Origin of the sequence: Luteibacter sp. UNC138MFCol5.1 (assembly GCF_900110505.1) — a bacterium.
Lineage (GTDB): Bacteria > Pseudomonadota > Gammaproteobacteria > Xanthomonadales > Rhodanobacteraceae > Luteibacter.
Map to the genome: position 1 here is coordinate 787,041 of NZ_FODZ01000001.1, position 24,144 is coordinate 811,184.

Annotated in this window: 26 protein-coding genes; 14 read left to right on the forward strand and 12 right to left on the reverse strand. The window is 68.0% G+C overall.

Features of this window, described 5'->3' with window-relative positions; genetic code table 11:
• Positions 1-57: 57 nt before the first annotated feature.
• The 5 genes from BMY69_RS03445 to rph all read right to left on the reverse strand — a co-directional run bounded on the left by BMY69_RS03445 (position 58) and on the right by rph (position 5,035).
• Positions 58-1,866 carry a type IV secretory system conjugative DNA transfer family protein gene (locus BMY69_RS03445; protein WP_177191058.1) on the reverse strand — a complete coding sequence of 603 codons (1,809 nt, stop codon included), beginning with the start codon at positions 1,864-1,866 and terminating at the stop codon, positions 58-60.
• Between the two features lie 171 nt (positions 1,867-2,037).
• The gene (gene hemW / locus BMY69_RS03450; RefSeq protein ID WP_090175341.1) at positions 2,038-3,198 is read right to left on the reverse strand and encodes a radical SAM family heme chaperone HemW; all 1,161 of its coding nucleotides are present in this window, start codon (positions 3,196-3,198) and stop codon (positions 2,038-2,040) included.
• Positions 3,195-3,788: an RdgB/HAM1 family non-canonical purine NTP pyrophosphatase gene (gene rdgB, locus BMY69_RS03455; protein WP_090175342.1), complete on the reverse strand. Its 594-nt coding sequence runs from the start codon at positions 3,786-3,788 to the stop codon at positions 3,195-3,197. The genes hemW and rdgB overlap by 4 nt, the downstream gene beginning before the upstream one ends.
• A gap of 6 nt (positions 3,789-3,794) precedes the next feature.
• Positions 3,795-4,307, reverse strand: coding sequence for a GNAT family N-acetyltransferase (locus tag BMY69_RS03460; protein WP_090056250.1), 513 nt, complete (start codon positions 4,305-4,307; stop codon positions 3,795-3,797).
• Entirely contained in the window at positions 4,304-5,035 is a 732-nt protein-coding gene (gene rph, locus BMY69_RS03465; RefSeq protein ID WP_090056251.1) for a ribonuclease PH, read from the reverse strand. The genes BMY69_RS03460 and rph overlap by 4 nt, the downstream gene beginning before the upstream one ends.
• 78 nt (positions 5,036-5,113) lie before the next feature.
• Between rph and BMY69_RS03470 the strand changes: the two genes are divergently transcribed.
• A complete protein-coding gene (locus BMY69_RS03470; RefSeq protein WP_090056254.1) occupies positions 5,114-5,977 on the forward strand; it encodes a YicC/YloC family endoribonuclease in 864 nt (287 codons plus the stop codon).
• A 38-nt stretch (positions 5,978-6,015) separates the two neighbouring features.
• Here the strand turns inward: BMY69_RS03470 and BMY69_RS03475 are convergent, their stop codons facing one another.
• Positions 6,016-6,651, reverse strand: a complete 636-nt coding sequence (locus tag BMY69_RS03475) for a hypothetical protein (protein WP_090175343.1) — start codon at positions 6,649-6,651, stop codon at positions 6,016-6,018.
• Positions 6,652-6,960: 309 nt separating this feature from the next.
• On the opposite strand from BMY69_RS03475, the gene BMY69_RS19500 reads away from it, so the two are divergent.
• The 6 genes from BMY69_RS19500 (at position 6,961) to BMY69_RS03500 (ending at position 14,050) form a co-directional block, all read left to right on the forward strand.
• Positions 6,961-7,386 (forward strand): prolyl oligopeptidase family serine peptidase, encoded by a 426-nt coding sequence (locus BMY69_RS19500; RefSeq protein ID WP_177191059.1) that lies wholly within the window; start codon positions 6,961-6,963, stop codon positions 7,384-7,386.
• 8 nt (positions 7,387-7,394) lie between these two features.
• Positions 7,395-7,928: a hypothetical protein gene (locus BMY69_RS19505; protein WP_177191060.1), complete on the forward strand. Its 534-nt coding sequence runs from the start codon at positions 7,395-7,397 to the stop codon at positions 7,926-7,928.
• A 191-nt stretch (positions 7,929-8,119) separates the two neighbouring features.
• The gene (locus BMY69_RS03485; protein ID WP_090175344.1) at positions 8,120-9,421 is read left to right on the forward strand and encodes an OprD family outer membrane porin; all 1,302 of its coding nucleotides are present in this window, start codon (positions 8,120-8,122) and stop codon (positions 9,419-9,421) included.
• A 64-nt stretch (positions 9,422-9,485) separates the two neighbouring features.
• Positions 9,486-10,412, forward strand: coding sequence for a M14 family metallopeptidase (locus BMY69_RS03490; RefSeq protein WP_090175345.1), 927 nt, complete (start codon positions 9,486-9,488; stop codon positions 10,410-10,412).
• A gap of 85 nt (positions 10,413-10,497) precedes the next feature.
• Positions 10,498-12,678: a penicillin acylase family protein gene (locus BMY69_RS03495; protein WP_177191061.1), complete on the forward strand. Its 2,181-nt coding sequence runs from the start codon at positions 10,498-10,500 to the stop codon at positions 12,676-12,678.
• 67 nt (positions 12,679-12,745) lie between these two features.
• Positions 12,746-14,050, forward strand: a complete 1,305-nt coding sequence (locus BMY69_RS03500) for an amidohydrolase family protein (RefSeq protein ID WP_090175347.1) — start codon at positions 12,746-12,748, stop codon at positions 14,048-14,050.
• A 23-nt stretch (positions 14,051-14,073) separates the two neighbouring features.
• On the opposite strand, the gene BMY69_RS03505 is transcribed toward BMY69_RS03500, so the two are convergent.
• Both BMY69_RS03505 and BMY69_RS03510 read right to left on the reverse strand, forming a co-directional pair.
• Positions 14,074-14,316 (reverse strand): hypothetical protein, encoded by a 243-nt coding sequence (locus BMY69_RS03505; RefSeq protein WP_090175348.1) that lies wholly within the window; start codon positions 14,314-14,316, stop codon positions 14,074-14,076.
• A gap of 209 nt (positions 14,317-14,525) precedes the next feature.
• On the reverse strand, positions 14,526-15,533 hold the full coding sequence (locus tag BMY69_RS03510; protein WP_090175349.1) for an oxidoreductase: 1,008 nt from the start codon (positions 15,531-15,533) through the stop codon (positions 14,526-14,528).
• Between the two features lie 76 nt (positions 15,534-15,609).
• Here BMY69_RS03510 and BMY69_RS03515 point away from each other — a divergent pair, with 76 nt between their 5' ends.
• The 7 genes from BMY69_RS03515 (at position 15,610) to BMY69_RS03545 (ending at position 20,834) form a co-directional block, all read left to right on the forward strand.
• The gene (locus BMY69_RS03515) at positions 15,610-16,578 is read left to right on the forward strand and encodes an AraC family transcriptional regulator (RefSeq protein ID WP_218143113.1); all 969 of its coding nucleotides are present in this window, start codon (positions 15,610-15,612) and stop codon (positions 16,576-16,578) included.
• A 144-nt stretch (positions 16,579-16,722) separates the two neighbouring features.
• Complete coding sequence (gene gmk / locus BMY69_RS03520) at positions 16,723-17,340, forward strand: guanylate kinase (RefSeq protein ID WP_090056273.1); 618 nt, start codon at positions 16,723-16,725, stop codon at positions 17,338-17,340.
• The gene (locus BMY69_RS03525) at positions 17,337-18,149 is read left to right on the forward strand and encodes an ABC transporter ATP-binding protein (protein ID WP_090056274.1); all 813 of its coding nucleotides are present in this window, start codon (positions 17,337-17,339) and stop codon (positions 18,147-18,149) included. The genes gmk and BMY69_RS03525 overlap by 4 nt, the downstream gene beginning before the upstream one ends.
• Complete coding sequence (gene mlaE / locus BMY69_RS03530) at positions 18,146-18,913, forward strand: lipid asymmetry maintenance ABC transporter permease subunit MlaE (protein WP_090175351.1); 768 nt, start codon at positions 18,146-18,148, stop codon at positions 18,911-18,913. Before BMY69_RS03525 ends, mlaE begins: the two co-directional genes overlap by 4 nt.
• A gap of 58 nt (positions 18,914-18,971) precedes the next feature.
• A complete protein-coding gene (gene mlaD, locus BMY69_RS03535) occupies positions 18,972-19,844 on the forward strand; it encodes an outer membrane lipid asymmetry maintenance protein MlaD (protein ID WP_090175352.1) in 873 nt (290 codons plus the stop codon).
• Between the two features lie 22 nt (positions 19,845-19,866).
• Positions 19,867-20,541, forward strand: coding sequence for an MlaC/ttg2D family ABC transporter substrate-binding protein (locus BMY69_RS03540; RefSeq protein ID WP_090175353.1), 675 nt, complete (start codon positions 19,867-19,869; stop codon positions 20,539-20,541).
• Positions 20,538-20,834 (forward strand): STAS domain-containing protein, encoded by a 297-nt coding sequence (locus tag BMY69_RS03545; RefSeq protein WP_090175354.1) that lies wholly within the window; start codon positions 20,538-20,540, stop codon positions 20,832-20,834. Before BMY69_RS03540 ends, BMY69_RS03545 begins: the two co-directional genes overlap by 4 nt.
• Positions 20,835-20,982: 148 nt before the next feature.
• Here the strand turns inward: BMY69_RS03545 and accC are convergent, their stop codons facing one another.
• The 4 genes from accC to BMY69_RS03565 form a co-directional block, all read right to left on the reverse strand.
• Positions 20,983-22,347 carry an acetyl-CoA carboxylase biotin carboxylase subunit gene (accC, locus tag BMY69_RS03550; RefSeq protein ID WP_090056284.1) on the reverse strand — a complete coding sequence of 455 codons (1,365 nt, stop codon included), beginning with the start codon at positions 22,345-22,347 and terminating at the stop codon, positions 20,983-20,985.
• 10 nt (positions 22,348-22,357) lie between these two features.
• The gene (gene accB, locus BMY69_RS03555; protein ID WP_090056287.1) at positions 22,358-22,819 is read right to left on the reverse strand and encodes an acetyl-CoA carboxylase biotin carboxyl carrier protein; all 462 of its coding nucleotides are present in this window, start codon (positions 22,817-22,819) and stop codon (positions 22,358-22,360) included.
• Positions 22,820-22,875: 56 nt separating this feature from the next.
• Entirely contained in the window at positions 22,876-23,325 is a 450-nt protein-coding gene (aroQ, locus tag BMY69_RS03560; protein ID WP_090056289.1) for a type II 3-dehydroquinate dehydratase, read from the reverse strand.
• A 231-nt stretch (positions 23,326-23,556) separates the two neighbouring features.
• Positions 23,557-24,135: a DUF1415 domain-containing protein gene (locus tag BMY69_RS03565; protein WP_090175604.1), complete on the reverse strand. Its 579-nt coding sequence runs from the start codon at positions 24,133-24,135 to the stop codon at positions 23,557-23,559.
• Positions 24,136-24,144 lie beyond the last annotated feature (9 nt).

Here is a 24,144-nt window from a genome sequence, read left to right on the forward strand (position 1 = left end):
AGATGCAGTGCCTTCAGCACGTCCGCGAAGACATCGTCGACGTGCCCTGTGTCGCATCTATGCCGCGAGTGCGTGTTTCAGCTTGCCTGTCGCGCTGGGCGCAGCTGGCGGCGGTGCTGCCGCGATCGCGGCTGGCTTCGCCGACACCGACGTGGGCGGCAGCGCCGCTAGCGCCTTGAATCCCTTGTCCTTGAAGAACCAGTTCTTGCGGGCGCGGATGGGTTTGCAGCCTTCGTAGAAGATCAGCTCCTCGTCGGCGGGCAGTTCCTTGATCTCCTGGGGCAGCATCAGGGCGCGGCGTTCGTCCTGGTGGCTGGTCGATACCTGGTGGCCGCTACCGCCGCGGCTGACGCTTCGTTGCGTCTGGCGCTGGGTTCGGTAGCCGAGCATCTCGCTGTATTCGTTCGCGTCGCTCTGCTCGCGGGGCGCGAAGACGACCTGCGCGCCGTGGTTGGTGATGAAGTTCTGCGCGTCGTGGTCGCCATAGGTCGAGCGAAGCTGCGCCCGACTCTGCACGATGCAGAGGTCGCGCACGCCGTAGCTCGCCGAAATCGAGATGCGCTTCGACCACACGTCGACACGGCCCATGGCGGTGAACTCGTCCATGAGCATCAGCATCTGGTACTTCAGGTCGGGCTCCTCGCCCAGCTGCTTGCCGAGGTTGCGGCCGATGAGCGCGCTGAAGAAGATGTTGAGCAGCTTGGCGCTCTCGTCGAGCTTGTGCGTAGGGATGACGACGTATAGCGTCGTCGGCTCGCGCCGGAAGCGGTCCACGTCGAAGTCGGTCGCGTTGGTGGCTGCGGCGAGGATGGGACTGAGGAACTGCTGCAACGGCGCCTGCATGGTCGCGATCACCGACGAGAACGTGTCCTCGGCGAGGCCTGCGAGGTTGGTGAACACCGTCCTGGTCTGCCTGCTGACCCACGGGAGCGACGCGTCGCCGACGATGGATTTCAGCAGCGCCTGCGTCCCCATCGCCTGCGTGCCGCTGGAGAATCCGAGGATGCGCTCGAAGCTCGGGAAGTCGGTCGAGGTGTTGGGTTGCGGCCTTGCCTCGGCGGGTAGGCCGGCCTGCGTCATCTCCCGGAGGCCGTGGTCCCACGCCTCGAACAGGTAAGAGCCGAAGGCCACGAATGCTGCGCGGCTCTGTGCGCTCCAGAACGGATCGCGACCGCCGTCGTCGGGATAGAGGATGGCGGCGATGGTCTGCAGTTCGCCGATGCGTTTCGCCGGGTCCATGGAGGCGAGCGGGGTCATGGGATTGAAGCGATCCGTGCGGCCGGCCTCGTCGTAGGGGGCCCACACGAACACCTTCTGGCCGAGCGCCTTGCGGCATCCGCTCGTGGTCCGGTGGAGCTCGCCCTTCACGTCGAGGACGACCATCGAATGCTCGTAGGTCATCAGCACGGGGATCGCGATGCTGGTGGTTTTGCCCGAGCGCGTCGGGCTGATGACGATGACGTGCTGCGCGCCGCTCAGCCAGAGGCGGTGCCTGCCGGAGGCGCCGATGAGGATGCTTTCGGGCCGTCGCGTGAGCAGGCCCGCGCGGCGCAGTTCGGCAAGCGTGGCGAATCGCGCGTCGCCGTGGGCGGCTTCGGGCGGGCGCCGGCACATGCGCAGCACCACGGCGCCCCAGCCGAGGATGGGTACGGCGAACCCGGTGAAGACCGATCCCTTGATCCGCAACGTGTGCGGCGCGAAGGACGGATCGTCGAGCGCCTCGAGGCAGCGCCACCACAGGTCGATCGTCAGCGGTGTCGCAAGGTCCACCAGCTTGATCGCGATCGTGCCCGACAGGTACGCGCCGCCGACGAGCGTCGGTACCGCGAGCATCAGTGCCGATGCCAACTTCGTCTTGCTTTCCATGCCTCTGCGCTCCGTGCAGAAAAGGCGCGGAGTGTCGCCATCGGGCGATGAATGGCCGATATATTCAGCACGTCATACGTGACGTGGCGCGATCTTCCGGACGCCGCCGGACGGCGGCTCGCTTTGGGGCGCTTCGCAGTCCCTGAGAATTTCCGCAGCCGACCGCGCCGCTCAGGCCATGAAGGCTTCGATGACGTCGTTGAGGAAGCGCTGGCCGAGCGGGGTGGTCTTCAGCAGGGTCTCGTCGTCCACCAGCCAGCCGCGCTCGATGCAGGCCGCGCGCGCCGCGGCGATCGATCCGGCGGGCAGGCCGGTGCGCTCCGCGAAATCGGTCGCGGGCACGCCGTCGATGAGGCGCAGGGCGTTGAGCATGTATTCGAATGGCAGGTCGGCGGCCGCGACAAGACCATCGCCACCGATGCGCGCCGGCTGTCCGGCGCTGGCGAGATACGCGGCGGGGAGGCGGGTCTTCCAGCGCCGGCGCACGCCGGTGGCGTCGCTGATCTTGCCGTGCGCGCCCGCGCCGATGCCGAGGTAGTCGCCGAACCGCCAATAGTTGAGGTTGTGTTCGCAGCGGCGTCCCGGCCGGGCATAGGCGGAGACTTCGTACTGCCCGTAACCCGCCTCGGCGAGACGGGCCTCGCAGGCTTCCTGGATCGCCCACGCCGCGTCGTCGTCCGGCAGCGGCGGCGGGTTCGCGGCGAACGCGGTGTTCGGCTCGAGCGTCAGCTGATAATGCGATACATGGGTGGGTGACAGCGCGATGGCGCGATCGACGTCGTCGAGGGCGCCTTCGAGCGTCTGCTCCGGCAGGGCGTACATCAGGTCGATGTTGATGTTGTCGATGCCCGCGTCCTGCGCCTGCCGGACGGCGTCCGCCGCCTCGTTCGACGAGTGGATGCGACCGAGCCGGCGCAGCTTGTCGTCGTCGAAGCTCTGCACTCCGAAGGAAATGCGGTTCACGCCGGCCGCGAGGTAGCCGTCGAAACGGCCGTGCTCGACGGTGCCCGGGTTCGTTTCGAGCGTGACTTCGGCATCCGTCGCGAAGGCCAGCCGCTCCCGCGCGCCGTCGAGGAAACGTCCCACCAGTTCCGGAGAGAAGAGGCTCGGCGTGCCGCCGCCGAAGAACACCGTCTCGATCCGCCGGCCATGCATCGCGGCGCCGAAGTCGCGGAGATCGGCGTCGAGATCGGCTAGCAGGACATCCACGTAGGATGCATAGTCGGGCGTACCGCCCCGCACGCCGTGCGAATTGAAGTCGCAATACGGACACTTGCGCACGCACCACGGCATGTGGACGTACAGGGACAGCGGCGGCGGGACGAGAGTCATACGGATCCGGCGAGGCGCGCCTTGAGCCGTTCGAGCGCCTGGCCCCGGTGGCTGAGGCGGTTCTTCAACGCGAAGTCGAGCTCCGCCGCCGAGACGTCGTGCCCGTCGGGCAGGAACAGCGGGTCGTAGCCGAAGCCGCCTTCGCCCCGCGGCGCTTCCAGGATGCGGCCGTACCAGCGGCCTTCCGCGATCAGCGGCGCCGGATCGTCGGCATGACGCAGCAGGACGAGCACGGCGATGAAATACGCGCCGCGCTTTTCGGGCGGCACGCCGTCGAGTTCGCGCAGGAGCTTCGCGTTGTTGGCGGCGCTGTCGCCGTGCGTGCCTGCATAGCGGGCGGCATAGAGTCCGGGCGCGCCGTCGAGCGCGTCCACGCAGATGCCCGAGTCATCCGCCAGCGCGGGCAGACCCGTGGCGCGTGCCGCGTGGCGCGCCTTGATCAGGGCGTTCTCCACGAACGTCAGACCCGTCTCGTCGGCGTCCGTGACGCCGAGCGACGTCTGCGCGACGAGTTGCACGCCGGTGCCTTGGAGCAGTTGCTCGAGTTCGATCACTTTGCCGGCGTTGCCGGAGGCGAGGACGATGCGCATGGCGTTCTAGGGATTCCCGGTAGCGAATTCGGGCGCGTAACGCACGCAGCCCTTGTAACCGGCAAGTCCGTCGACGGTGAGGGGCAGCACCTGGAAGGCGTTGCCGCCGTCGTAGGTATCGAACAGGCCGTGCGCCGAGGCCTTCGTGAAGCCGAACTGCGTGTAGTACGCCGGCGAACCGAGCACGAAGATCGCCTTCGCGTCGCGCACGAAGCACGCGCCGATGCCTTCCTCGATCAACGCGTGACCGATGCCCAGGCGCTGGTGCTCGGGCAGGACGGCGACGGGCGCGAGGCCGAGCGCGTTGCCGTCGTCGCCTTCTTCGATGCTGACGGGCGAGAACAGGACGTGACCGATCACCGCGTCGCCGTCGTCCACGGCCACGAGCGAGATCGCGTCACGACCCGCGGCGACGAGCCGCCGCACCAGGTCTGCCTCGGCATCGCGACCGAACGCGGCCTTGTGGACGGCGACGATGGCCTCGAGGTCGTCGGCGCTGGCGGCACGGATCTCGCTCACGGCGTGGCCTCCAGCGCGGCGCGCTGCGCATGCACCAGGTCGGCGATGCCCTTCGCGGCGAGATCGAGCATCGCGTTCATCTCCTCGCGGCGGAAGGCGTGGCCTTCGGCCGTTCCCTGCACCTCGATGAAGCCGCCGCCGTCGTTCATGACGACGTTCATGTCGGTATCGCAGTTGGAGTCTTCGGCGTAGTCGAGGTCGAGCACCGGCACGCCGTTGTAGACGCCGACGGACACCGCGGCGATCGCGCCGAGGATCGGGTTGCGCTTGACGGCGTTGCGCTTCGTCAGCGTCGCGACGGCGTCGACCAGCGCGACATAGGCGCCGGTGATGGCCGCGGTGCGCGTGCCGCCGTCGGCCTGGATCACGTCGCAGTCGAGGGTGATCACGCGCTCGCCGAGGGCGGCGCGATCGACGCAGGCGCGCAGCGAGCGGCCGATCAGTCGCTGGATCTCCATGGTGCGACCGCCCTGGCCGCCGCGCGCGGCTTCGCGCTGCGTGCGATCGGTGGTCGCGCGGGGCAGCATGCCGTACTCGGCCGTGACCCAGCCCTCGCCCTTGCCGCGCAGCCACGGCGGGACGCGCTCCTCGATCGAGGCGGTGCACAGCACCTTCGTGTCGCCGAAGGACACGAGCACGGAGCCTTCCGCATGGCGGGTGTAGTGGCGTTCGATGCTGACGGGGCGCAGCTGGTCGGCGGCGCGGCCGCTCGGACGGGAAAAGGTCATGTGGGGGCCTGAGTTGGGCACGGGCGGTGGGTCAGTTTACCATTGCGACCTTTCCTCAACGCGCCACCGGGGCCAACGATGATCCGCAGCATGACCGCCTACGCTTCCGCCGACAGCGCGGGCCCGTCCGGCACGCTGACCTGCGAGGTGCGCACGGTCAACCACCGCTACCTCGAGATCAGCCCCCGGCTGCCCGAGGAAATGCGCGGCTTCGAGAGCGCGTTGCGCGAGCGGATCGCCCAGCGCCTGTCGCGCGGCAAGGTCGACGTCACCGTCCGCCTCCGCGCCGACGCGGGCGCCGGCGAAGGTCTGCGCATAAACGGCAGCGTGCTCTCCCGCCTCTCCGAACTGGCGCTGGACCTCGAGCAGCGCTTCCCGCGCATGCGCATCGAGTTCACGGAACTGCTGCGCTTCCCGGGCGTCATGCAGCAGCCCGAGACCGACGCGGACGCGCTCCAGGGCGCGCTGCTCGACGTCCTCGACCGCGCGCTGGCCGTCCTCGGCGACACGCGCGGCCGCGAGGGCGAGAAGCTCGGCGAAATCCTGCGCGACCGCCTGGACGGCATCGAGAAGATCGTGGGCGACGTGCGCGGCTGGCTCCCCGAGATCCGGACGGCCCTGCGCGCCCGCCTCGAAGCCCGTCTGGCCGACGTGCGTCAGCCGGTGGAACCGGGCCGCCTCGAGCAGGAACTGGTGCTGCAGATCACGCGCATCGACGTCGACGAGGAACTCGATCGCCTGAGCACCCACATCGCCGAGGCCCGCCGCGTCCTCGCCCTGAAGGAACCGATCGGCCGTCGCCTCGACTTCCTCATGCAGGAATTCAATCGCGAGGCGAACACGCTCGGTTCCAAGTCGGTCGACTCGCGCACCACCAACGCCGCGGTCGAACTGAAGGTGCTGATCGAACAGATGCGCGAGCAGGTGCAGAACATCGAGTGACGGGAGGCGGCATCCGACGCCCCCGTCGGAATCGGCATCTATCGGGATGATGCGGAATCGGCGCCGGCGATGGTCTTCTGCACTTTGCCGTTTCCGTCGAGGAAGTTGATGACCGGCGTCCCATCGGCTGGCACCTTCATCTGGATCCTCTCTTTTCCGGCGCCATCCCTCATCGACAAGGTGGCGGTGCCATCGTCGTCACGCCCCACCCAGATACGTCGCGTGCTTCGCGCGTGCTCGACGCTGTCGGTGACCGAGAGCCCGGCGAAGTGGTTGTCCTTATCGTCCACGCCGATGAGCTGGACGACCTGGTTCGCGTTGTAGCGATCGAACGAAAGGCTGCCGCCCGCGTCGACCACCTCGCCCTTGTCGTTATGCTTCCCGCCGAAGATGAGGCCGCCGTTCTCGGAGCCCTCGTCGTTGAGGAAGATCATGCCGGCCTGAGGCCGGTCCACCTTGGGCTGTTCGGTGCCCTTGACGATGACGCCAGGGAGGCGTGCGCTGTTCGCCACCACCATCCGGAGCGTGCCATCGGGCTCGCGAATGTTGATCCGCTGCACATCGATTTCATCGAAGGAGGTGCTGGCGTGCTTCGCGAAACCGGAGAGCAGCACGACCGCGATGGCCGCGGTCAGAACGCCGGAATAGACGACGAGAATGCGGTTAACGGACATGCGTTTCCTCCCTGGGCTGCCGAAGGGTGGCAGCCTAGCCAAGCCTGCGAGGCGGTGTCCACCATGACTCCCGGCACGGCATGGCTCGGGTCCGTGTTGGTTCCGAAGTTCCAGATGCGTTGGCGTCGGGCTTCCCAGTATCAGGTGGATGGTGCTTAATGCCTCTGTTTTCACGACCGGAGCGACGTGATGGTCCCTGCAGCATGGCGACGTTCAACCCGCATGGCGATGATCGGCTTCGCCTGCAGCGTCGTCGCACCATGGCCGCTCCATGCGGCTGAGCCCGCACAAGGCACCTACAGCGGTACGTTGAACGGAGCGTCCTACCGCATCGATGTGCCGCCGAACTGGAACGGCGACCTCGTCATGCTGATGCATGGCTACCAGCCCGTGGGGGCTCCCGTCTCGACGCCGATGGCGGCCGCGGATGCGACGCCGGTGTTCCTGAGGAAGGGTTTCGCGGTGGCCCAGAGCCAGTACGCGTCGCAGGGCTGGGCGGTGAGCGACGCCGTCGCCGACACGGAGCGTCTCCGCCAGTACTTCGCGAAGACATACGTGCGTCCGGCGCACACCTATCTCTACGGGTTCTCGCTGGGTGGACTCGCGGTCGCCGCGAGCATCGAGCGCCATCCGCGCGCTTACACGGGCGCGATGATCACCTGCGGGTTGACGGTGTCGACGCCGGAATTTCTTGCGAAGGGATCGTCGAGCCGCTGGTCGCGTTCGACGCGTTGATTCCGGGCGTGATCCCCGACCTCGCCGCACCCGGTTCGCCGCCGGCGATCGACCCGGGCGTCATCGCCAGCGCGCTGGAAAAGCATCCGAACGAGGCTGCCGTGCTCGCACGGCGTCTCGAGGAGCGGCCGGAAACGCTGCCGACGCTGGCCTTGTACTACCTCGGGCTGCGCGAGATCGAACGACGCGCGGGCGGCATGCCCGTCGACAATCGCAAGGATGTGTACGCAGGCTTCGGCGATGACGCGGCGGTCAACCGCAAGGCGCGCCGCTATGCCGCCTCGCCGAAGGCGGCCGCCTATGCGAAGGAAAACGTCACCCTCACGGGCCGCATCGATACCCCGCTCGTGATGCAGTGGAACACGTTCGATCCGACCATCCCCGCACGATTCCATGGCGTGTATCCGGCGCAGATCAAGGCCGCGGGGAGCGGACGGTGGCTGACCGTGCTCGATCCGGTGGGCGACGGGCACTGCGACTTCAGTGACGAGCAGACGGCCGCGGCGTTCGACACGCTCGTGCGCAAGTCAGTCATCCGCTAATCGCGGCAATTCGCTCCAATGGCGTATCCTTGTTTCCGGTGCAGACTACCGCCTGACCCTTGGCCCGGCCACGCGCCGGGTTTCTTACGAACGGGAACACGTTGCCTCATGCCATCTTCCTTCATCGGCGCGCATCGCGACGCCGCAGCGGCCGCCATGGCCGATCGTCACCTCGCCCTGGGGGTTCTCTGATGCGCCGCGCACTCATCGCGACGGCCTTGCTCGCCGGCGTCGTGGCGGGCGCTCATGCCGACGACTTCTTCCGCGACGCGAAGATCAACGGCGAGCTCAGGCTGTACCGCTTCGATCGCGACTACGACAACCCGTCGACCAAGGACCAGTTCGCCAACTCGCTGACGGGCCTGCTCACGGTGCGTAGCGGAAGCGTCGGCGGATTCAGCGCGGTCGCCACCGGGTTCTCCGCGCATTCGTTCGGCACGCAGTCGCACGACACCGGGCGTATCGATACGTCGCTGATGGGGCCGGGCAACACCATCGACGGCTTCACGCAGGCCTTCGTCGAATACGCGAATCCGTGGGTGACGGTGCGCGCGGGCGACCAGTACCTCAACACGCCGTGGATGGGGCAGTCCGATTCGCGCGTGGTCCCCGCGTCGTACCAGGGCGCGATGGTGGACTTCCGGCCGGCGAAGGGCTGGGACATCTATGCGATCCGCACGCTGCGCTGGAAGAGCCGCACGTCGGAGGGCTACAACGACGATGACGTCTATTACCCGTCGACGTACCACGGCGACAGCATGTACGGAAACAACGGCGCCCTTCCGCGGTCCGCACGCTCGCAGGACGGCACCACGGCACTCGGTGGCACCTACACCTCCAAAGCGTTCAAGGCGCAGGCCTGGTACTACGACTTCGAGCATTTCGGTCGGATGGGCTACGTGGATGGCACGTACACGTTCGCCGCCGTGGGCGCGTTCAAGCCGTTCCTCGGTGCGCAAGTCGTCCGCGAGACCAGCGGCTCGGGCAACGTCCTCGTCGGCACGCACACGCCGATCACCGGCGTGGCGGGCGAGCGCGTCGACGCGTCCGCCTGGGGCGTGGACGCCGGCGTGGGTGTGGGCAAGGCGAAGTTCGACGTCGCGTACAACAAGCTCGACAGCGACCGCAACGCGACCGGTGCCGGCGCGATCATCTCGCCCTATACGAACAGCTACGCGACGGACCCGCTCTACACGACATCCATGCTGCGCGGTCTCGTGGAACTGGGCCCGGGCACCGCTTGGAAGGCGAGGGCGCAGTACGCGATGCTGCACGACGATCTCGTGGTCGCGGCGGCGTACGCGCGCTACGACACCGTGCTGCGCGGCGTCAGCCACAACCTGTACATGGACGTCATCTGGAAGCTCGACAACGTGCTGAAGGGGCTCCAGCTTCGGGACCGCTGGGAGCACACCGTCGGCGGCACCAACAACCTCAACCCGGGCAACCGGTCGTGGACGAACAACCGGCTGATGATCAGTTACGCGTTCTGATCCGCTGGGGCCGCTGGGGCGCGGATGCTAAAGTGCGCGGCGATCCCGAACCCAGCGAGCCGCCATGACCCCGCACGCCCCGTACCCGATCGGCACACCCGGAAAGCCCTGGAGCCCCGCGGACATCGCGGCGTGGCGGGCGCTGCAGCACAAGCGGCGCAGCCATGCCGACGACGTGGTGGCCGCCATCGAGCCGATGCGGCGCGACTTCGACGTCGTGGAATACGGCTCGGTGACCTACGACGGCACGCGCTACCCGTTCCTCGCGGTGCGTAGCCGCGGCTGGAACGACGCGCTGCCGACGATGGTGGTGACCGGTGGCGTGCACGGCTACGAGACGAGCGGCGTGCATGGCGCGCTGCAGTTCCTTGCCGATCATGGCCGTGACTACGACGGCCGCGCGAACGTGCTGGTCGTGCCGTGCGTGAGCCCCTGGGCGTACGAGCGCATCCATCGCTGGAACCCCGACGCCATCGACCCCAACCGCAATTTTCGCCAGGGAAGCCCGTCGCAGGAGTCGGCCGCGCTGGTCGCGTTGCTGGCACCGTTGCGCGAGGTCGTGCTGATGCACATCGACCTGCACGAGACCACCGATTCCGACGAGTCCGAATTCCGGCCGGCGCTCGCCGCGCGCGACGGCAAGGCGTACGAGCCGGGGGAGATTCCGGACGGCTTCTACCTGGTCGACGACACCGCGAACCCGCGGCCCGCGTTCCAGAAGGCGGTGATCGAGGCGGTGGCGCAGGTGACGCACATCGCGCCTGCCGACGCGAACGGCGAGATCATCGGTTCCCCGGTCGTCGCGCCGGGCGTGATCGAGTACGACCTGAAAGCACTCGGCCTGTGTGCGGGTATCACAAACGCGCGTTACGTGACGACGACCGAGGTCTATCCCGACAGCCCGCGTGCGACGCCGCGACAGTGCAACGACGCGCAGGTGGCGGCGGTGCGCGCGGCGATCGACTACGCGCTGGCGCATCCGGGCGGCTGATGGCGCGCCCCGCCGCGCGCGCCGGCGAAGGCAAACGGTGCGGGCGTTGAGTAGGATAGGGGGCTGACGCCAACGGGGGATGTCGATGCGTACGACCGTGCTTGTCACCGCCGCGGCCTTCGGGTTGCTCGTCGCGCATGCCGCGAACGCCGCGAACGATGCTGCGCGATTGAAGCGCGAGGCGCAGGCGGTGACCATCGTGCGCGACGACTGGGGCATCGCGCACGTGCATGGCCGAACGGATGCGGACGCGGTCTTCGGCATGGCGTACGCCCAGGCGGAAGACGACTTCAACCGCGTCGAGACCAACTATCTCGTCGCGCTCGGCCGGCTGGCGGAGGCGGAAGGCGAATCCGCTCTCTGGCAGGATCTGCGCCAGCGGCTCTTCATCGACCCCGACGAGCTCAAGCGCGACTACGCGCGCAGCCCGGCATGGCTGAAGCGTCTGATGGACGCGTGGGCCGATGGGCTCAACCACTACCTCGCCACGCATCCTGAAACGCATCCGCGTGTCATTCGCCGTTTCGAACCCTGGATGGCGCTCAGTTTCAGCGAAGGCAGCATCGGCGGAGACATCGAGCGCGTGTCCACCGCGAAGCTGCAGGCCTTCTACGGCAAGGACCCGGCCGGTGCGCTCGCGCAGTTCGTGCCGCCGTCGAGCTGGGCGGAGCCGACCGGTTCGAACGGCATCGCCATCGCACCGAAGCTGACCGTGGATGGGCATGCGCTGCTGCTCATCAATCCGCACACGTCGTTCTTCTTCCGCTCCGAGCTGCAGATGTCGAGTGACGAGGGGCTCGACGCCTATGGCGCGGTGACGTGGGGGCAGTTCTTCATCTACCAGGGCTTCAACCGCCACGTCGGGTGGATGCATACGTCGACGACGCTCGATGCCGTGGACGAGTTCGCCGCAACCGTCGAGCGCCGCGACGGTCGCCTCGTCTATCGCCATGGGGATCGCTGGCGTCCCGTCACGTCGCGGGAGGTCGCCCTGAGCGTGCGCGCCGACGACGGCACCTGTGCCGAGCGGCGCTTCACGGCGTACGGCACGCACCACGGCCCGGTGATCCGCGACGAGGGCGGCAAGTGGATCGCCATCGCCCTCATGAACAGGCCGCTGGCGGCACTGCAGCAGAGCTGGCTGCGCACGAAAGCGAACGATTACGCGGCGTACATGAAGGTCGCGGCGCTCAAGGCGAACTCGTCGAACAACACCATCTACGCGGACGACAAGGGCAACATCGCGTACCTGCATCCACAGTTCATTCCGAAGCGCGACGACCGCTTCGACTATACGAAGCCGGTCGACGGCAGCGATCCCGCGGCCGACTGGCAAGGACTGCTGCCGCTGGACGCTGCGCCGCGACTGTTCAATCCACCGACCGGCTGGATCTTCAACACCAACGACGGCCCATGGTGGGCGGCGGGCCCGGATAGTCCGAAGGCATCGGACTATCCCCGTTACATGGACGCGGTGGGCGAGAATCCGCGCGGCCTGCACGCGACGCGCGTCCTCACGGGGCGCCGCGACTTCACGCTGGCGTCGCTGATCGACGCGGCGTTCGATCCGTTCCTGCCGGCGTTCGCACGCCAGCTGCCGATCCTCATCGCCGACTACGACGCGCTGCCCGCGTCCGATCCGCTGAAGGGCAGGCTCGCCGGCCCCGTCGGCCTGCTGCGCCACTGGGACTACCGCTGGGGCATCGCGTCGATGCCCACGTCGCTCGCCGTCTTCTGGGGCGACATCCTGTGGGACAAGGCGAGCAAGCTCGACAACGAGGAAGGTCTGTCGGTCTACGACGTCATGGCCGGGAAGGCCGGGCCGAAGGCGCGGCTCGACGCGCTTGCCGAAGCGGCCGACCGGCTGGAGAAGGATTTCGGCAGCTGGGGCGTACCGTGGGGTGAGGTCAACCGCTTCCAGCGCGTCGACGGTGCCATCAGGCAGCGCTTCGACGATGCGAAGCCGAGCATCCCCGTGCCGTTCACGTCGTCGCGCTGGGGCTCGCTGGCCTCGTTCGGCGCGCATCGCTGGCCGGGAACGAAGCGCTACTACGGCACCAGCGGCAACAGCTTCGTCGCGGTGGTCGAATTCGGCGACCGGGTGCGCGCCCGCGCGATCACCGCGGGTGGGGAGAGTGGCGACCCGGCATCGAAGCATTTCAACGACGAAGCCGAGCGCTATACGACGGGCCATCTGCGCCCGGTGTACTTCTGGCCGGACGAACGCGAAGGGCACGTCGAGCGGACGTACCATCCGGGGGAGTGATGGCGTGTGCCTGCCGGACGTGTCGATCATCGATGGCCGGCATGCATGACTTATCGAGGGGAGAACGATGACGGGTTGGCGGAAACTGTTCGCGGCCTGTGCCATGGCGTTCTGCGCGTCGGCCATGGCCGAGGACGCGGCGACATATCTGCTCAAGGCCGACCGCGTGTTCGACGCACGCAGCGAAGAAGCGCACGACGGCTGGGTGGTGCTCGTGCGGGGCGGGAAGATCGTCGATGTCGGACCGGCGGCGAAGGTCGCCGTGCCGTCGGGCGCGCAGACGGTGGACCTGCCGGGCGCGACGTTGCTGCCGGGCCTGATCGACGCGCACTCGCACCTCTTCCTGCATCCGTACAACGAGACGCTCTGGAACGACCAGGTGCTGAAGGAGACGCTCGCGTTCCGCACCGTGCAGGCGGTGAAGCACGCGCGCGACACCCTGATGAGCGGATTCACGACGCTGCGGGATCTCGGCACGGAAGGCGCGGGATACGCGGATGTCGACGTGCAGCATGCGATCGACACGGGGCTGATCCCCGGCCCGCGTCTCTTCGTCGCCACACGCGCGATCGTCGCGGGTCATTGCTACGGGCCCGGACCGCTGGGCTTTCGCGACGACATCGACCTTCCGCAGGGCGCGGCGCCGGTCAGCGGGACCGCGCAGATGATCGACGCGGTGCGCGATCAGGCGGCCCACGGCGCGGACTGGATCAAGCTTTACGCCGACTATCACTGCGGCAAGGCGAAGGGATCGTCTCCGACGTTGAGCCAGGAGGAACTGAACGTCGCCGTCGAGACGGCCCACGCGCTGGGCCTGCCCGTGGCCGTGCATTCGAGCACGCCCGAGGGCATGCGACGCGCCGTCATGGCGGGCGTGGACACGATCGAGCACGGTTACGACGGCACCGCCGAGGTGTTCGCGCTCATGAAGAAGCACGGCGTGGCCTTCATGCCCACGCTCGAGGCCAGCGCCGCGTACGCGGAATACTTCGGTGGCTGGAAACCCGGCCAGCCGCCGACGGAGGCGATGCAGAAGGCCGCGCGTGCGTTCCGGCTCGCGATGGAGGCGGGCGTCACCATCGGCAATGGCAGCGATGTCGGCGTGTTCACGCACGGCGCCAACTACAAGGAACTGGAGTGGATGGTGCGCGACGGCATGTCGCCGGCGCGGGCCCTGCTCGCCGCGACCGCGGTCGACGCGAAGGTGCTGCGCCAGCAGGATCGCATCGGCCAGCTGAAGCCTGGGCTCGACGCGGACATCATCGCCGTGCAGGGCGACCCGACCAGGGACGTGGGGTCGCTGGCGCAGGTCGCGTTCGTGATGAAGGGTGGGGTGGTTTATCGGGGGCCGGGAGCTCGCCCCTCGCCGTAACGGCTGCGGTGCCGCGAGCCCGCTTACGCGGGAACGGCGTCGAGCTCGCCGTCGATGGGCTGTCCCTTCTCCATCGCTTCGAGTGGCGGCGCGGCGGCCGCCACGCCGGCCGCGCTGCCGACGCGATGCTCGAGAGAGATGTCAGGGTCCTCGTAATAGCCCGGCGACCAGTTGTGCCGGCGGGCGTTGTCCGCATCGCGCACGGTTTCGAAGTGCACCTGGTGCGGGAAGAACGTTAGTGCGTTGAGTGAATCGGCGACATACATGACCATGCCTCGGTCGCACGAAAGGCGTGCGCAAAGCCGGTGGGGCGAGCCGGTACTCGCGTCCTCACGGAAAGCGGGGGGAAGCACCTCCGTGAGCGTAGATCGATGGGCCGGGTGGACTCCGCGGCGTCCGCGCCACGGAGCGGATACCACGATGCTCCCGATCGTATTAAGCCGTCGTTTTCGCGTGATGATGCTTTCACTTGTATCTATGCGATCTCGCGGTGAGGTGAGAGGAACGTCACGCCGGTGAGCGCCTCGCTCAGCGTCCAGAGCCGCTCCGCGCCGTCGGGATCGATCGCCCAGGGCCGCACCCCGACGTCCTCGCTGAGATTGCCGATCGTGGCGTCGGCGTCGGTCAGGATCGGCGAGATGTCGTTGTCCTCGCAGTACACGCCGCCCATCCCGTCGAGCCGCGGACTCGTGGCCGTCCATACGCTCGTCGACGCGCCCTGCTGCACGCTCTTCAGGCCGCGCGCGAGATCGACGACCGGCCGGCCTTCGTCATCGATGGCGCCGCGTGTGCGCAGGTCGTCCTGGCTCATGTGCCGCGCGAGGTCGGTGACGATGGCGCCCGGATGCAGCGCGAACGCGCGCACGCCGTGATCGCGTCCGCGCGTGTCGAGCGCGACGGCGAACAGCACGTTGGCGGTTTTCGACTGGCCGTACGCGACCCAGGGATCGTACGCGCGACGCTCGCAGTGCGGATCGTCGAAGTCGACGGCCGCGAAGCGGTGGCCGCGCGACGAGACCGAGACGACGCGGGCGCCCTGCGCGCGGGCCAGGGCAGGCCAGAGGCGGGCGGTCAGCTGGAAGTGGCCAAGGTGGTTCGTCGCGAACTGCATTTCGTAGCCGCGGCGGTCGCGCGTCAGCGGGGGCGCCATGATGCCGGCGCCGTTGATCAGGATGTGCAGCGGTTCGTCCCCGGCGACGAAGCGTGCCGCGAAGGCGTCGATGGAGGCGGGGTCCGCGAGGTCCATCGGGTGGACCTCGGCGTCGATGCCGGCGAGGGTGCGGGCCGCCTTGTCGAGATCGCGGGCGGGCACGATGACGCGCGCGCCGGCCGCGCGAAGTGCGCGCGTCGTTTCGACGCCGATGCCGGAGTAGCCGCCCGTGACGATCGCGGTCCTGCCGGAAAGGTCGATGCCCGCGAGCACGTCGCTGGCGGTGGAGGCGGCGGTGAAGCCGGAATGGATGGGGCTCTGCGGGGTGCGCATGTGGATCTCCTCGAGGATGGCGATTCCAGCGTACGTGCGTCGCGTCGAACGATGAATGCTTGAAAGTGCGGCTTACATGCCCGATCGTCCTGAAATGGCCTTCGATCCCATCTCGGACATCCTCCGGCTGGCGAGCGTCGAATCGGTCGTCTCGGGCGGTTTCACCGCCGGCGGCGACTGGGCGATCCGCTTTCCCGCCCCGGACAAGCTCAAGTTCTTCGCCGCGGTCCGCGGCGACCTCTGGCTACGTCTGGCCGATAGCGGCGAGACCGTGCGGATCGAATCCGGCGACGTGCTCCTCCTGGTCGCGCCCGAGGCCTTCGTCATGGCCAGCGACGTGTCGATCGCGCCGGTCGAGGCGCACGTCCTGTTCTCGGGCCGGACGACACCCATCGTGGCCGCCGGTCGGGGCGACGACGTGCTCATGATCGGAGGGCACGTCCGCGTGGACCGCGCCTATGCGGCGATGCTCGCGGAGGCCTTGCCGCCGCTGGTCCACGTGCGCGGAAGCGCGCCGGAAGCGCAGGCGATGCGCTGGATCGTCGACCGGATGGTGGACGAGAGCGCGGGCGATCTCCCGGGCGCCGGTCTCGCCTCCACGCAGCTGGCGCAGCTGCTCTTCCTCCACCTGCTGCGGGCCCATCTCGCCTCGGGCGCGCCGATCCGTGCGGGCTGGCTCGGCCTCGCCGCGGATCCCCGGCTCGCGCCCGCGCTCCGGCTGATGCACGAGCGCCCCGATCAGCCGTGGCGGCTGGAACAGCTGGCCCGGGCCGCCGCCATGTCGCGGACCGTCTTCGCCTCGCGTTTCCGCGCGGCCGCTGGGGTGGCGCCGCTGACCTACCTCGCGCAATGGCGGATGCGTCTGGCCGTCCACGCGCTTCGCCGGGGCGGCGTGCCCGTCGCGACCCTGGCGAGGGAGCTCGGCTACGCGTCCGAAAGCGCCTTCAGCCATGCGTTCAAACGCATCGTGGGCGTCTCTCCGGGGCGGTACGTGGCGGCGCCGGACGGCGCAGCGGAGCCGTTCCCCGTCGACCTGGCGTCGTAGCCGACGGGTGCGACCGAAAGGCGGCCGATAGGCGAAACCCGGTACAATCCCCCTTTGCACAAACAGGACGCGTGCCGATGCCGACCCGTCGGCGCGCCGGTGCCACCGGGAGCGAGCCATGAACCCCCAACGAGATACCCGCGGATGATCGAAGGCACCCTGTTCGTGGTGGCCGCGCCTTCCGGTGCGGGAAAATCCACGTTGGTCAATGCGCTGCTCGAACGCGAACCGACCATTTCCCTGTCGATCTCCCACACCACGCGGCCGCCGCGTGTCGGCGAGCAGTACGGCCGCCATTACTTCTTCGTCGAGCGCCCGGACTTCGAGCGCGAGATCGCCGACGGCATCTTCCTCGAGCACGCCGAAGTCCACGGCAACCTCTACGGCACGTCGCGCACGGTCGTGGAGGAAAAGCTGGCGACGGGGTCCGACGTCCTGCTGGAAATCGACTGGCAGGGCGCGCGCCAGGTGCGCAAGGGCAAGCCGGACTGCGTCAGCGTGTTCATCCTGCCGCCGTCCCGCGTCGAGCTGGAACGCCGACTTCGTGGCCGCGGCTCGGACGCGCCGGACGTGATCGAGCGCCGCCTGTTCAACTCGCGCGAGGAGATCGCCCACGCGCACGAGTTCGACTACATCATCGTCAACGACCGCTTCGAGGACGCCCTGGGCGACCTCCAGGCGATCGTGCGCGCCGTGCGCCAGCGCACGCCGTGGTCGGCGCATCGCCATGCCACGCTGATCGAGGAGCTCCTCGCACCATGACCGACGACGCCATCGTCCGCATCCGCGGCCTGACCACCGTCCTCAACGGCAAGACGATCTTCGACAACCTCGACCTCGACATCCCGCGAGGCAAGGTCACGGCCATCATGGGCCCCAGCGGCACCGGCAAGACCACGCTGCTGAAGCACATCACGGGGCAGATGCGCGGCGACGCGGGCAGCGTGGAACTCGACGGCCAGAACGTCCCGGCGCTGTCGCGCGAACGCCTGTTCGAGCTGCGCGAGCGCATCGGTTACCTGTTCCAGAATTCGGCTCTGCTCACCGATTTCGACGTCTTCGAGAACGTCGCGTTCCCGCTGCGCCAGCACACGCGCCTGCCGGAAGAGCTGATCCGCAACATCGTGCTCACCAAGCTGCAGGCCGTGGGCCTGCGCGGCGCCGCGCGCCTCATGCCCACCGAGCTCTCGGGCGGCATGGCGCGTCGCGTGGCGCTCGCGCGCGCGATCGTCTTCGACCCCGCGCTGATCCTCTACGACGAACCGTTCGTCGGACTCGATCCCATCGCGCTGAACCAGGTGCTGCTTCTGATCCGCACGCTCAACCAGACGCTGGGCATCACCAGCGTGCTCGTCGCGCACGAGCTGGCCGCCGTGCAGAAGGTGGCCGACCACGTGTACCTCATCGCCAACGGCAAGGTCGTGGCGCAGGGCGCGCCGGCCACTCTGGCCACCGACGGCTCGCCGTGGACCGCGCAGTTCTTCGGTGGCGAGGCCGACGGCCCGGTGCCGTTCCAGTATCCCGCGGGCGACTACGCCACCGCGCTCGGTTTCCCCGGAGGCAAGGCATGAGCAACGGGAACGACAACGTCGTCGTTCGCAGCCTGGCGCAGATCGGCGCCTGCGGGCTGTTCCTGCTGACGATCCTGGCGGCGATCCCGCGCAGCTTCCGCCACGGTCGCGAGACGGTGCGGCAGATCTGGTTCGTCGGCGCGATGAGCCTCACCATCGTCATGACCTGCGGCCTGTTCGTCGGCATGGTGCTAGGGCTGCAGCTTTACGACGTGCTATCGATCTTCGGTGGCACGTCGGCCACCGGCACGGTCGTGGCCATCGCCATCTACCGCGAACTCGGTCCGGTCGTGACCGCGCTGCTCTTCGCCGGGCGCGCCGGCACGTCGGTCACCGCGGAGATCGGCCTGATGCGCGCGACGGACCAGCTCGACGCCATGGAGATGATGGCGGTCGACCCCATCGCCTATGTGGCCGCGCCGCGCTTCCTCGCGGGCGTCATCGCGCTGCCGCTGCTCGCGATCGTGTTCTGCGCGATGGGCGTGTTCGGTGGCCACCTGGTCGGCGTCACCTGGCTCGGCATCGACAACGGCACGTTCTGGTCGAACATGACCGCCGCGGTGGACGTCCACAAGGACATCGTCGACGGCGTCCTGCTGAAATCCATCGCCTTCGGCATCGTGGTCTCCCTGATCGCGGTGTTTCAGGGCTACACCACGCCGCCCACCAGCGAAGGCGTCGCCTATGCGACGACGCGCACGGTGGTCGCCTCGTCCATCGCCATCCTGGCGCTGGACTTCGTCCTCACCTCGTTCCTGATCTGAGGTACCGGAGACCCGCCATGACCACTCTTTCCCTTTCCAAGCATTCGAGGATCGTGCCGTGACCCAGAGACGTTCCTATGCCGTCGGCACCGGTCTGTTCATCGTGCTCGGCTTCGCCGCGCTGGCGTACCTCGCCACGCAGACCACGTCGGTCGCCAATTCGCACAGCGGTTCCACGTACACGGTGGACACGCGCTTCGCCAACGTCGGGCAGCTCAAGGTGCGGGCGCCGGTGAAGATCGCCGGCGTGCGCGTCGGTTCGGTCCAGGCCATCGACCTGGTGCCCGGCAAGGAGGAGGCCAAGGTCACGCTCGCCATCGACGATGGCCACAAGGACATCCCCGACGACTCCGTGGCCACCATCTACACGAGCGGCCTGCTGGGCGACCAGTACGTCGGCATCCAGTTCGGCCAGTCGAAGAACCCGGTCAAGGAAGGCGGCGAAATCGGCCTGACCCGTCCGGCCCAGCAGCTGGAAGAGATGCTCGGCAAGTTCTTCGGTGGCGGCAGCGCCCCGGATCGCCTGGGCGGCACCTATCACGTGACCGGCGACTTCACCAACATCGGCGGCCTGCAGCCGGGCGCGGCGGTGAAGATGGCGGGCGTGCCGATCGGCAGCGTGGATTCCGTCGTGGTGAAGCCGGGCGCGGTCCAGGCCACGGTGACCCTTGCGATCGACAAGCGCTACTCCCAGATACCCGATGACTCGTCCGCGGCGGTGTTCACAAGCGGTTTGATCGGCAGCCAGTATGTTGCGATCCAGCCCGGCGGGTCGCCGGAGTTCCTGGCGGAGGGCGACAGCTTCGTGCTGACGCAGTCCGCGCTCCAGCTGGAAGACCTGATCGGCAAGTTCCTCGTGAACGGATCGCCGAGCGATAACAAGTCCGGCGCCCAGGGCGCTGCCCAACCCGATAACGCCGGCAAGAAGTAAGGCCGGTCAGGAGACAACCCGCATGTTGCGTCAGATTTCACTCGCCATCGCCCTGGCCATGACCACCGCCGCCGCCGCGCCCGTCTTCGCGCAGGCCGCGGCTCCGGCCGCCGCCACGCAGGGGCAGCCGCCCCAGCAGGTCGTGCAGCAGATCTCCGACGACCTCGCCAAGGCCATCGAAGGTCACCAGGCCGAACTGAAGAACGACAAGGAAAAGCTGATCGCCATCATCGACGACACGTTCCTGCCGCACTTCGACATCGACTACGCGTCGATCCTCGTGCTGGGCCAGAACGCGACGAAGGCGACGCCCCAGCAGCGCGAGCGGTTCGCGAAGGCGTTCTACAACTCCATCACGCACCGTTACGCGGAAGGCCTGCTCAACTACACGCGTGGCCGCGTGAAGGTGCTGCCGTTCAGCGGCGACGTCAACAAGAAGCGCACGGTCGTGCGTACCCAGGTCATGCTCGACGACGGCAAGTCGGTCTCGGTCGATTACGCGTTCCGCCAGTCGTCGAGCGGCGACTGGAAGGCCTACGACGTGATCATCGAAGGCATCTCGTACATCACCAACTACCGCAACCAGGTCGATGCCGAGATCAAGAAGGAAGGCCTCGACAAGCTCACTGCCGACCTCGAGCAGAAGGGTTCCGCGGCGATCGACGAGCTCCAGCAGGCCGGTGGCGCGAAGCAGTGACCGCCGCCGCGTTCGCACTGAGCACGCCCGCACCGGAGACCCTCGCGGTCTCCGGTGCGCTGACGTTCGCCACGGCGTCCGAGGCGCTGTCGAGCGTGCGCGGCGCGCTCGACCAGGGGCGGCAGTCGCGTCTCGACCTCGGTGGCCTGACCACCTCCGATAGCGCAGGGCTCGCCACGGTGCTGGCCGTGCTGGCGCACAGCCGGACGCAGGGCAGGGTGCTGACGGTCGAGAACATCCCCGCCGGCATGCACGCGCTGGCGCGCGTATCGGGTGTCGACTCGTTCCTTTGACGGGCTAGCCTACCGATGGGTGGGAGCCGATCGCATCGGCGATGGGTGCTCGCGATCGGGCCCGCTGCCGCGGGATCGCCGATACGATCGGCTCCCACCTTTCCAGTCCAAAAAAAATCCCGCCGAGGCGGGATTTTTTTGTGCGCCATCAACCGGCCGGTGGCGTTTCCTTCTGCTCCGCCATGCGCTTTTCCAGATAGTGGATGTTCTGTCCGCCCTGCTGGAAGCCGACGTCGGCCATGATCCGCTGCTGCAGCGGGATGTTGCACTTCACGCCTTCGATCACCGTCTCGGCCAGGGCCATGCGCATGCGCGCGATGGCGGTGGCGCGATCCGGGCCGTGCACGATGATCTTGCCGATCATCGAATCGTAGTTCGGCGGGATGCGGTAGCCGTCGTACAGGTGGGTGTCCACGCGGACACCCGGGCCGCCCGGCGCCTCGAAGCGCTTCACCGTGCCGGGGCTCGGCATGAAGGTGTCGGGATCCTCGGCGTTCACGCGGCACTCGATGGCGTGACCGGTGAGGACGATGTCTTCCTGGCGGATCGAGAGCTTCTGACCGCTGGCGATAAGCAGCTGCTCGCGGACGAGGTCGATGCCCGTCACCAGCTCCGTCACCGGATGCTCCACCTGGATGCGGGTGTTCATCTCGATGAAGTAGAACCGGCCGTTCTCGAACAGGAACTCGAACGTGCCCGCGCCGCGGTAGCCGATGCGGATGCAGGCGTCCACGCAGACCTTGCCGATCTGCTCGCGCAGTTCCGGCGTGATGCCCGGCGCCGGCGCTTCCTCGACGACCTTCTGGTGGCGGCGCTGCATGGAGCAGTCGCGCTCGCCGAGGTGGATGGCGTTGCCCTGGCCGTCGGCCAGCACCTGGATCTCCACGTGGCGCGGATTTTCCAGGAACTTCTCCATGTACACCTGATCGTTGCTGAAAGCCGCCTTGGCTTCCTGCTTGGTCATGACGATGGAGTTGGCGAGGTGGGCCTCGGTGCGCACGACGCGCATGCCGCGACCGCCGCCGCCGCCGGCCGCCTTGATGATGACCGGATAGCCGATCTCGCGGGCGATGCGGATGTTCTCGTCGACGTCGTCGCCGAGCGGACCGCCGGAACCCGGCACGCAGGGCACGCCGGCCGCCTTCATCGCGCGGATGGCCTCGACCTTGTCGCCCATCAGGCGGATGACGTCGGCGGTGGGGCCGATGAACACGAAGCCGGATTTCTCGACCTGCTCGGCGAAGTTCGCGTTCTCCGAGAGGAAGCCGTACCCCGGATGGATCGCGCCCGCGTCGGTGATTTCCGCCGCGGCGATGATCGCCGGAATGTTGAGGTAGCTCTCGGCCGACGGACCCGGACCGATGCATACGGATTCGTCGGCGAGGCCGACGTGCTTCAGGTTGCGATCGACGGTGGAGTGCACCGCGACCGTCTTGATGCCGAGCGCGTGGCACGCGCGCAGCACCCGCAGCGCGATCTCGCCGCGATTGGCAATGACGACCTTCTCAAGCATGGGTCGGGCCTCAGGCGATGACGAACATCGGTTCGTCGAATTCCACCGGCTGGCCGTTCTCGACCAGCACGGCGACGACGGTACCGGACACGTCGGCCTCGATCTGGTTGAACATCTTCATCGCTTCGATGATGCCCAGCGTCTCGCCGGCCTTGACCTGCTGGCCGACCGCGGCGAACGCCGGGGCACCCGGGGTCGAGGCGGCGTAGAACGTGCCGACCATCGGCGCCTTGACCACGTGGCCAGCCGGGAGGCCGGCGTCCGCGGCGGGAGCGGCCGGCGCGGCGGCGACCGGCGCCGCGGCCACGGGGGCGGCGGCGGGCGCGGCCATCACCTGCGGCGCGGCGACCGTGACGGCGCCCTTCGGCACGCGGGAAAGGCGGACCACCTCTTCGCCTTCCTTGATTTCCAGCTCGGCGAGGTTCGATTCCTCGAGCAGGTCGATGAGCTTCTTGATCTTGCGCAGGTCCATGGGACAAACCTTCTTGGTGGTGGGGCGGGCGCGCGCGGCGCACCCGCGAAAGGGAATCAGGCGGCCGGAACGGCCAGACGCAGCAGCGCGGCTTCGAGCGCCAGCCGGTAGCTGTCGCCGCCGAAACCGCAGATCACGCCGGCCGCGATGTCCGACAGGTACGAGTGGTGACGGAACGGCTCGCGCGCATGCGGGTTGGAAAGGTGGATCTCGATGAACGGGATCGCCACGCCCGCCAGCGCGTCGCGCAGGGCCACCGAAGTATGCGTGAAGGCGGCCGGGTTGATCAGGATCCAGGCGGTGCCCTCGTCGCGCGCCTGATGGATGCGGCCGATGAGGTCGGCTTCGGCGTTCGACTGGTAATAGCCGAGGTCGTGTCCCGCCCTCTGGGCGCGGGTGAGCAGCGACGCATTGATGTCGGCGAGGGTTTCGCTGCCGTAGACCGCGGGCTCGCGCACGCCGAGCAGATTGAGGTTGGGTCCGTGCAGGACAAGGATCCTGGCCACTGTTCACCTGTACCGTAGGGTCCGGAGCACCGGAACGCCGCGAAGTGTGCGCCTGTCGCCCGGCGTTGTCCAGTTCGGTGGAGTTCGGCGCAGTTCGCTGGAGATCGCGACTTTCCACACGCTGCCGTATGGTCTTGCAGGAGCCGCCATGCGGCGGGATGGCGCTTGTAGGAGCGCACCTGGGCGCGAGGGGGTGCTCGCCGCAAGCACCCATCGCGCCCAGGTGCGCTCCTACAAGCCGCTCGTGTCGTCGTTGTCGTGTATGAACAGCCGGCTCCACCCCTCGTGCCCCAGCTTGTCGAGCGTCTGCATGTTCGTCTCGAAGATGGCCGAGGCGTCAGGGAAGGCGGCCACCGCTCGGTCGATGCTGGCTTCGCGCAGGAGATGCAGGGTCGGAAAGGGCGAGCGGTTCGTGTAATTGGTGATGTCGTCCGCCGCCGTGCCTTCGAACTGGAAGTCGGGGTGGAAGCTGGCGACCTGGATCTCGCCTTCGAGGTCGAGGTCGGCGACGGTGTCGTCGGCCACCTCGAGGAACTCGTTGAAGTCGAGGAAATCGCCGAGGACGTAGGGGTGGATCAGCAGCGTGGTGTCCGTCGTTTCCGGATCCGTGTCCCTCAGTAGCTCCAGCTCCCGCACGAGGTCCGCGTGCAGTTGCAGCGGCTGCGTGGCCTCGCTGACGACGTAGCGGACCTGTCCCTTGCGCTGCACGGCCTTGGCGAACGGGCAGAGGTTGACGCCGATGACGGCGCGTTCCAGCCACGTCCGGGTGGCGTCGATGGCCTCGTCGGGCGAGGGTGGGGTCGTTTGCATGGGCGCGTC

Coding starts and splice junctions, on each gene's coding strand:
- BMY69_RS03445 (WP_177191058.1), bottom strand. CDS start 1,866: ATGGAAAGCAAGACGAAGTTGGCATCGGCACTGATGCTCGCGGTACCG.
- BMY69_RS03540 (WP_090175353.1), top strand. CDS start 19,867: ATGTTGCGTCAGATTTCACTCGCCATCGCCCTGGCCATGACCACCGCC.
- BMY69_RS03565 (WP_090175604.1), bottom strand. CDS start 24,135: ATGCAAACGACCCCACCCTCGCCCGACGAGGCCATCGACGCCACCCGG.
- hemW (WP_090175341.1), bottom strand. CDS start 3,198: ATGACTCTCGTCCCGCCGCCGCTGTCCCTGTACGTCCACATGCCGTGG.
- BMY69_RS03505 (WP_090175348.1), bottom strand. CDS start 14,316: ATGTATGTCGCCGATTCACTCAACGCACTAACGTTCTTCCCGCACCAG.
- rdgB (WP_090175342.1), bottom strand. CDS start 3,788: ATGCGCATCGTCCTCGCCTCCGGCAACGCCGGCAAAGTGATCGAACTC.
- BMY69_RS03500 (WP_090175347.1), top strand. CDS start 12,746: ATGACGGGTTGGCGGAAACTGTTCGCGGCCTGTGCCATGGCGTTCTGC.
- BMY69_RS03470 (WP_090056254.1), top strand. CDS start 5,114: ATGATCCGCAGCATGACCGCCTACGCTTCCGCCGACAGCGCGGGCCCG.
- BMY69_RS03525 (WP_090056274.1), top strand. CDS start 17,337: ATGACCGACGACGCCATCGTCCGCATCCGCGGCCTGACCACCGTCCTC.
- BMY69_RS03515 (WP_218143113.1), top strand. CDS start 15,610: ATGCCCGATCGTCCTGAAATGGCCTTCGATCCCATCTCGGACATCCTC.
- BMY69_RS03495 (WP_177191061.1), top strand. CDS start 10,498: ATGCGTACGACCGTGCTTGTCACCGCCGCGGCCTTCGGGTTGCTCGTC.
- gmk (WP_090056273.1), top strand. CDS start 16,723: ATGATCGAAGGCACCCTGTTCGTGGTGGCCGCGCCTTCCGGTGCGGGA.
- BMY69_RS03485 (WP_090175344.1), top strand. CDS start 8,120: ATGCGCCGCGCACTCATCGCGACGGCCTTGCTCGCCGGCGTCGTGGCG.
- accB (WP_090056287.1), bottom strand. CDS start 22,819: ATGGACCTGCGCAAGATCAAGAAGCTCATCGACCTGCTCGAGGAATCG.
- mlaE (WP_090175351.1), top strand. CDS start 18,146: ATGAGCAACGGGAACGACAACGTCGTCGTTCGCAGCCTGGCGCAGATC.
- accC (WP_090056284.1), bottom strand. CDS start 22,347: ATGCTTGAGAAGGTCGTCATTGCCAATCGCGGCGAGATCGCGCTGCGG.
- BMY69_RS03490 (WP_090175345.1), top strand. CDS start 9,486: ATGACCCCGCACGCCCCGTACCCGATCGGCACACCCGGAAAGCCCTGG.
- BMY69_RS03510 (WP_090175349.1), bottom strand. CDS start 15,533: ATGCGCACCCCGCAGAGCCCCATCCATTCCGGCTTCACCGCCGCCTCC.
- BMY69_RS03475 (WP_090175343.1), bottom strand. CDS start 6,651: ATGTCCGTTAACCGCATTCTCGTCGTCTATTCCGGCGTTCTGACCGCG.
- rph (WP_090056251.1), bottom strand. CDS start 5,035: ATGACCTTTTCCCGTCCGAGCGGCCGCGCCGCCGACCAGCTGCGCCCC.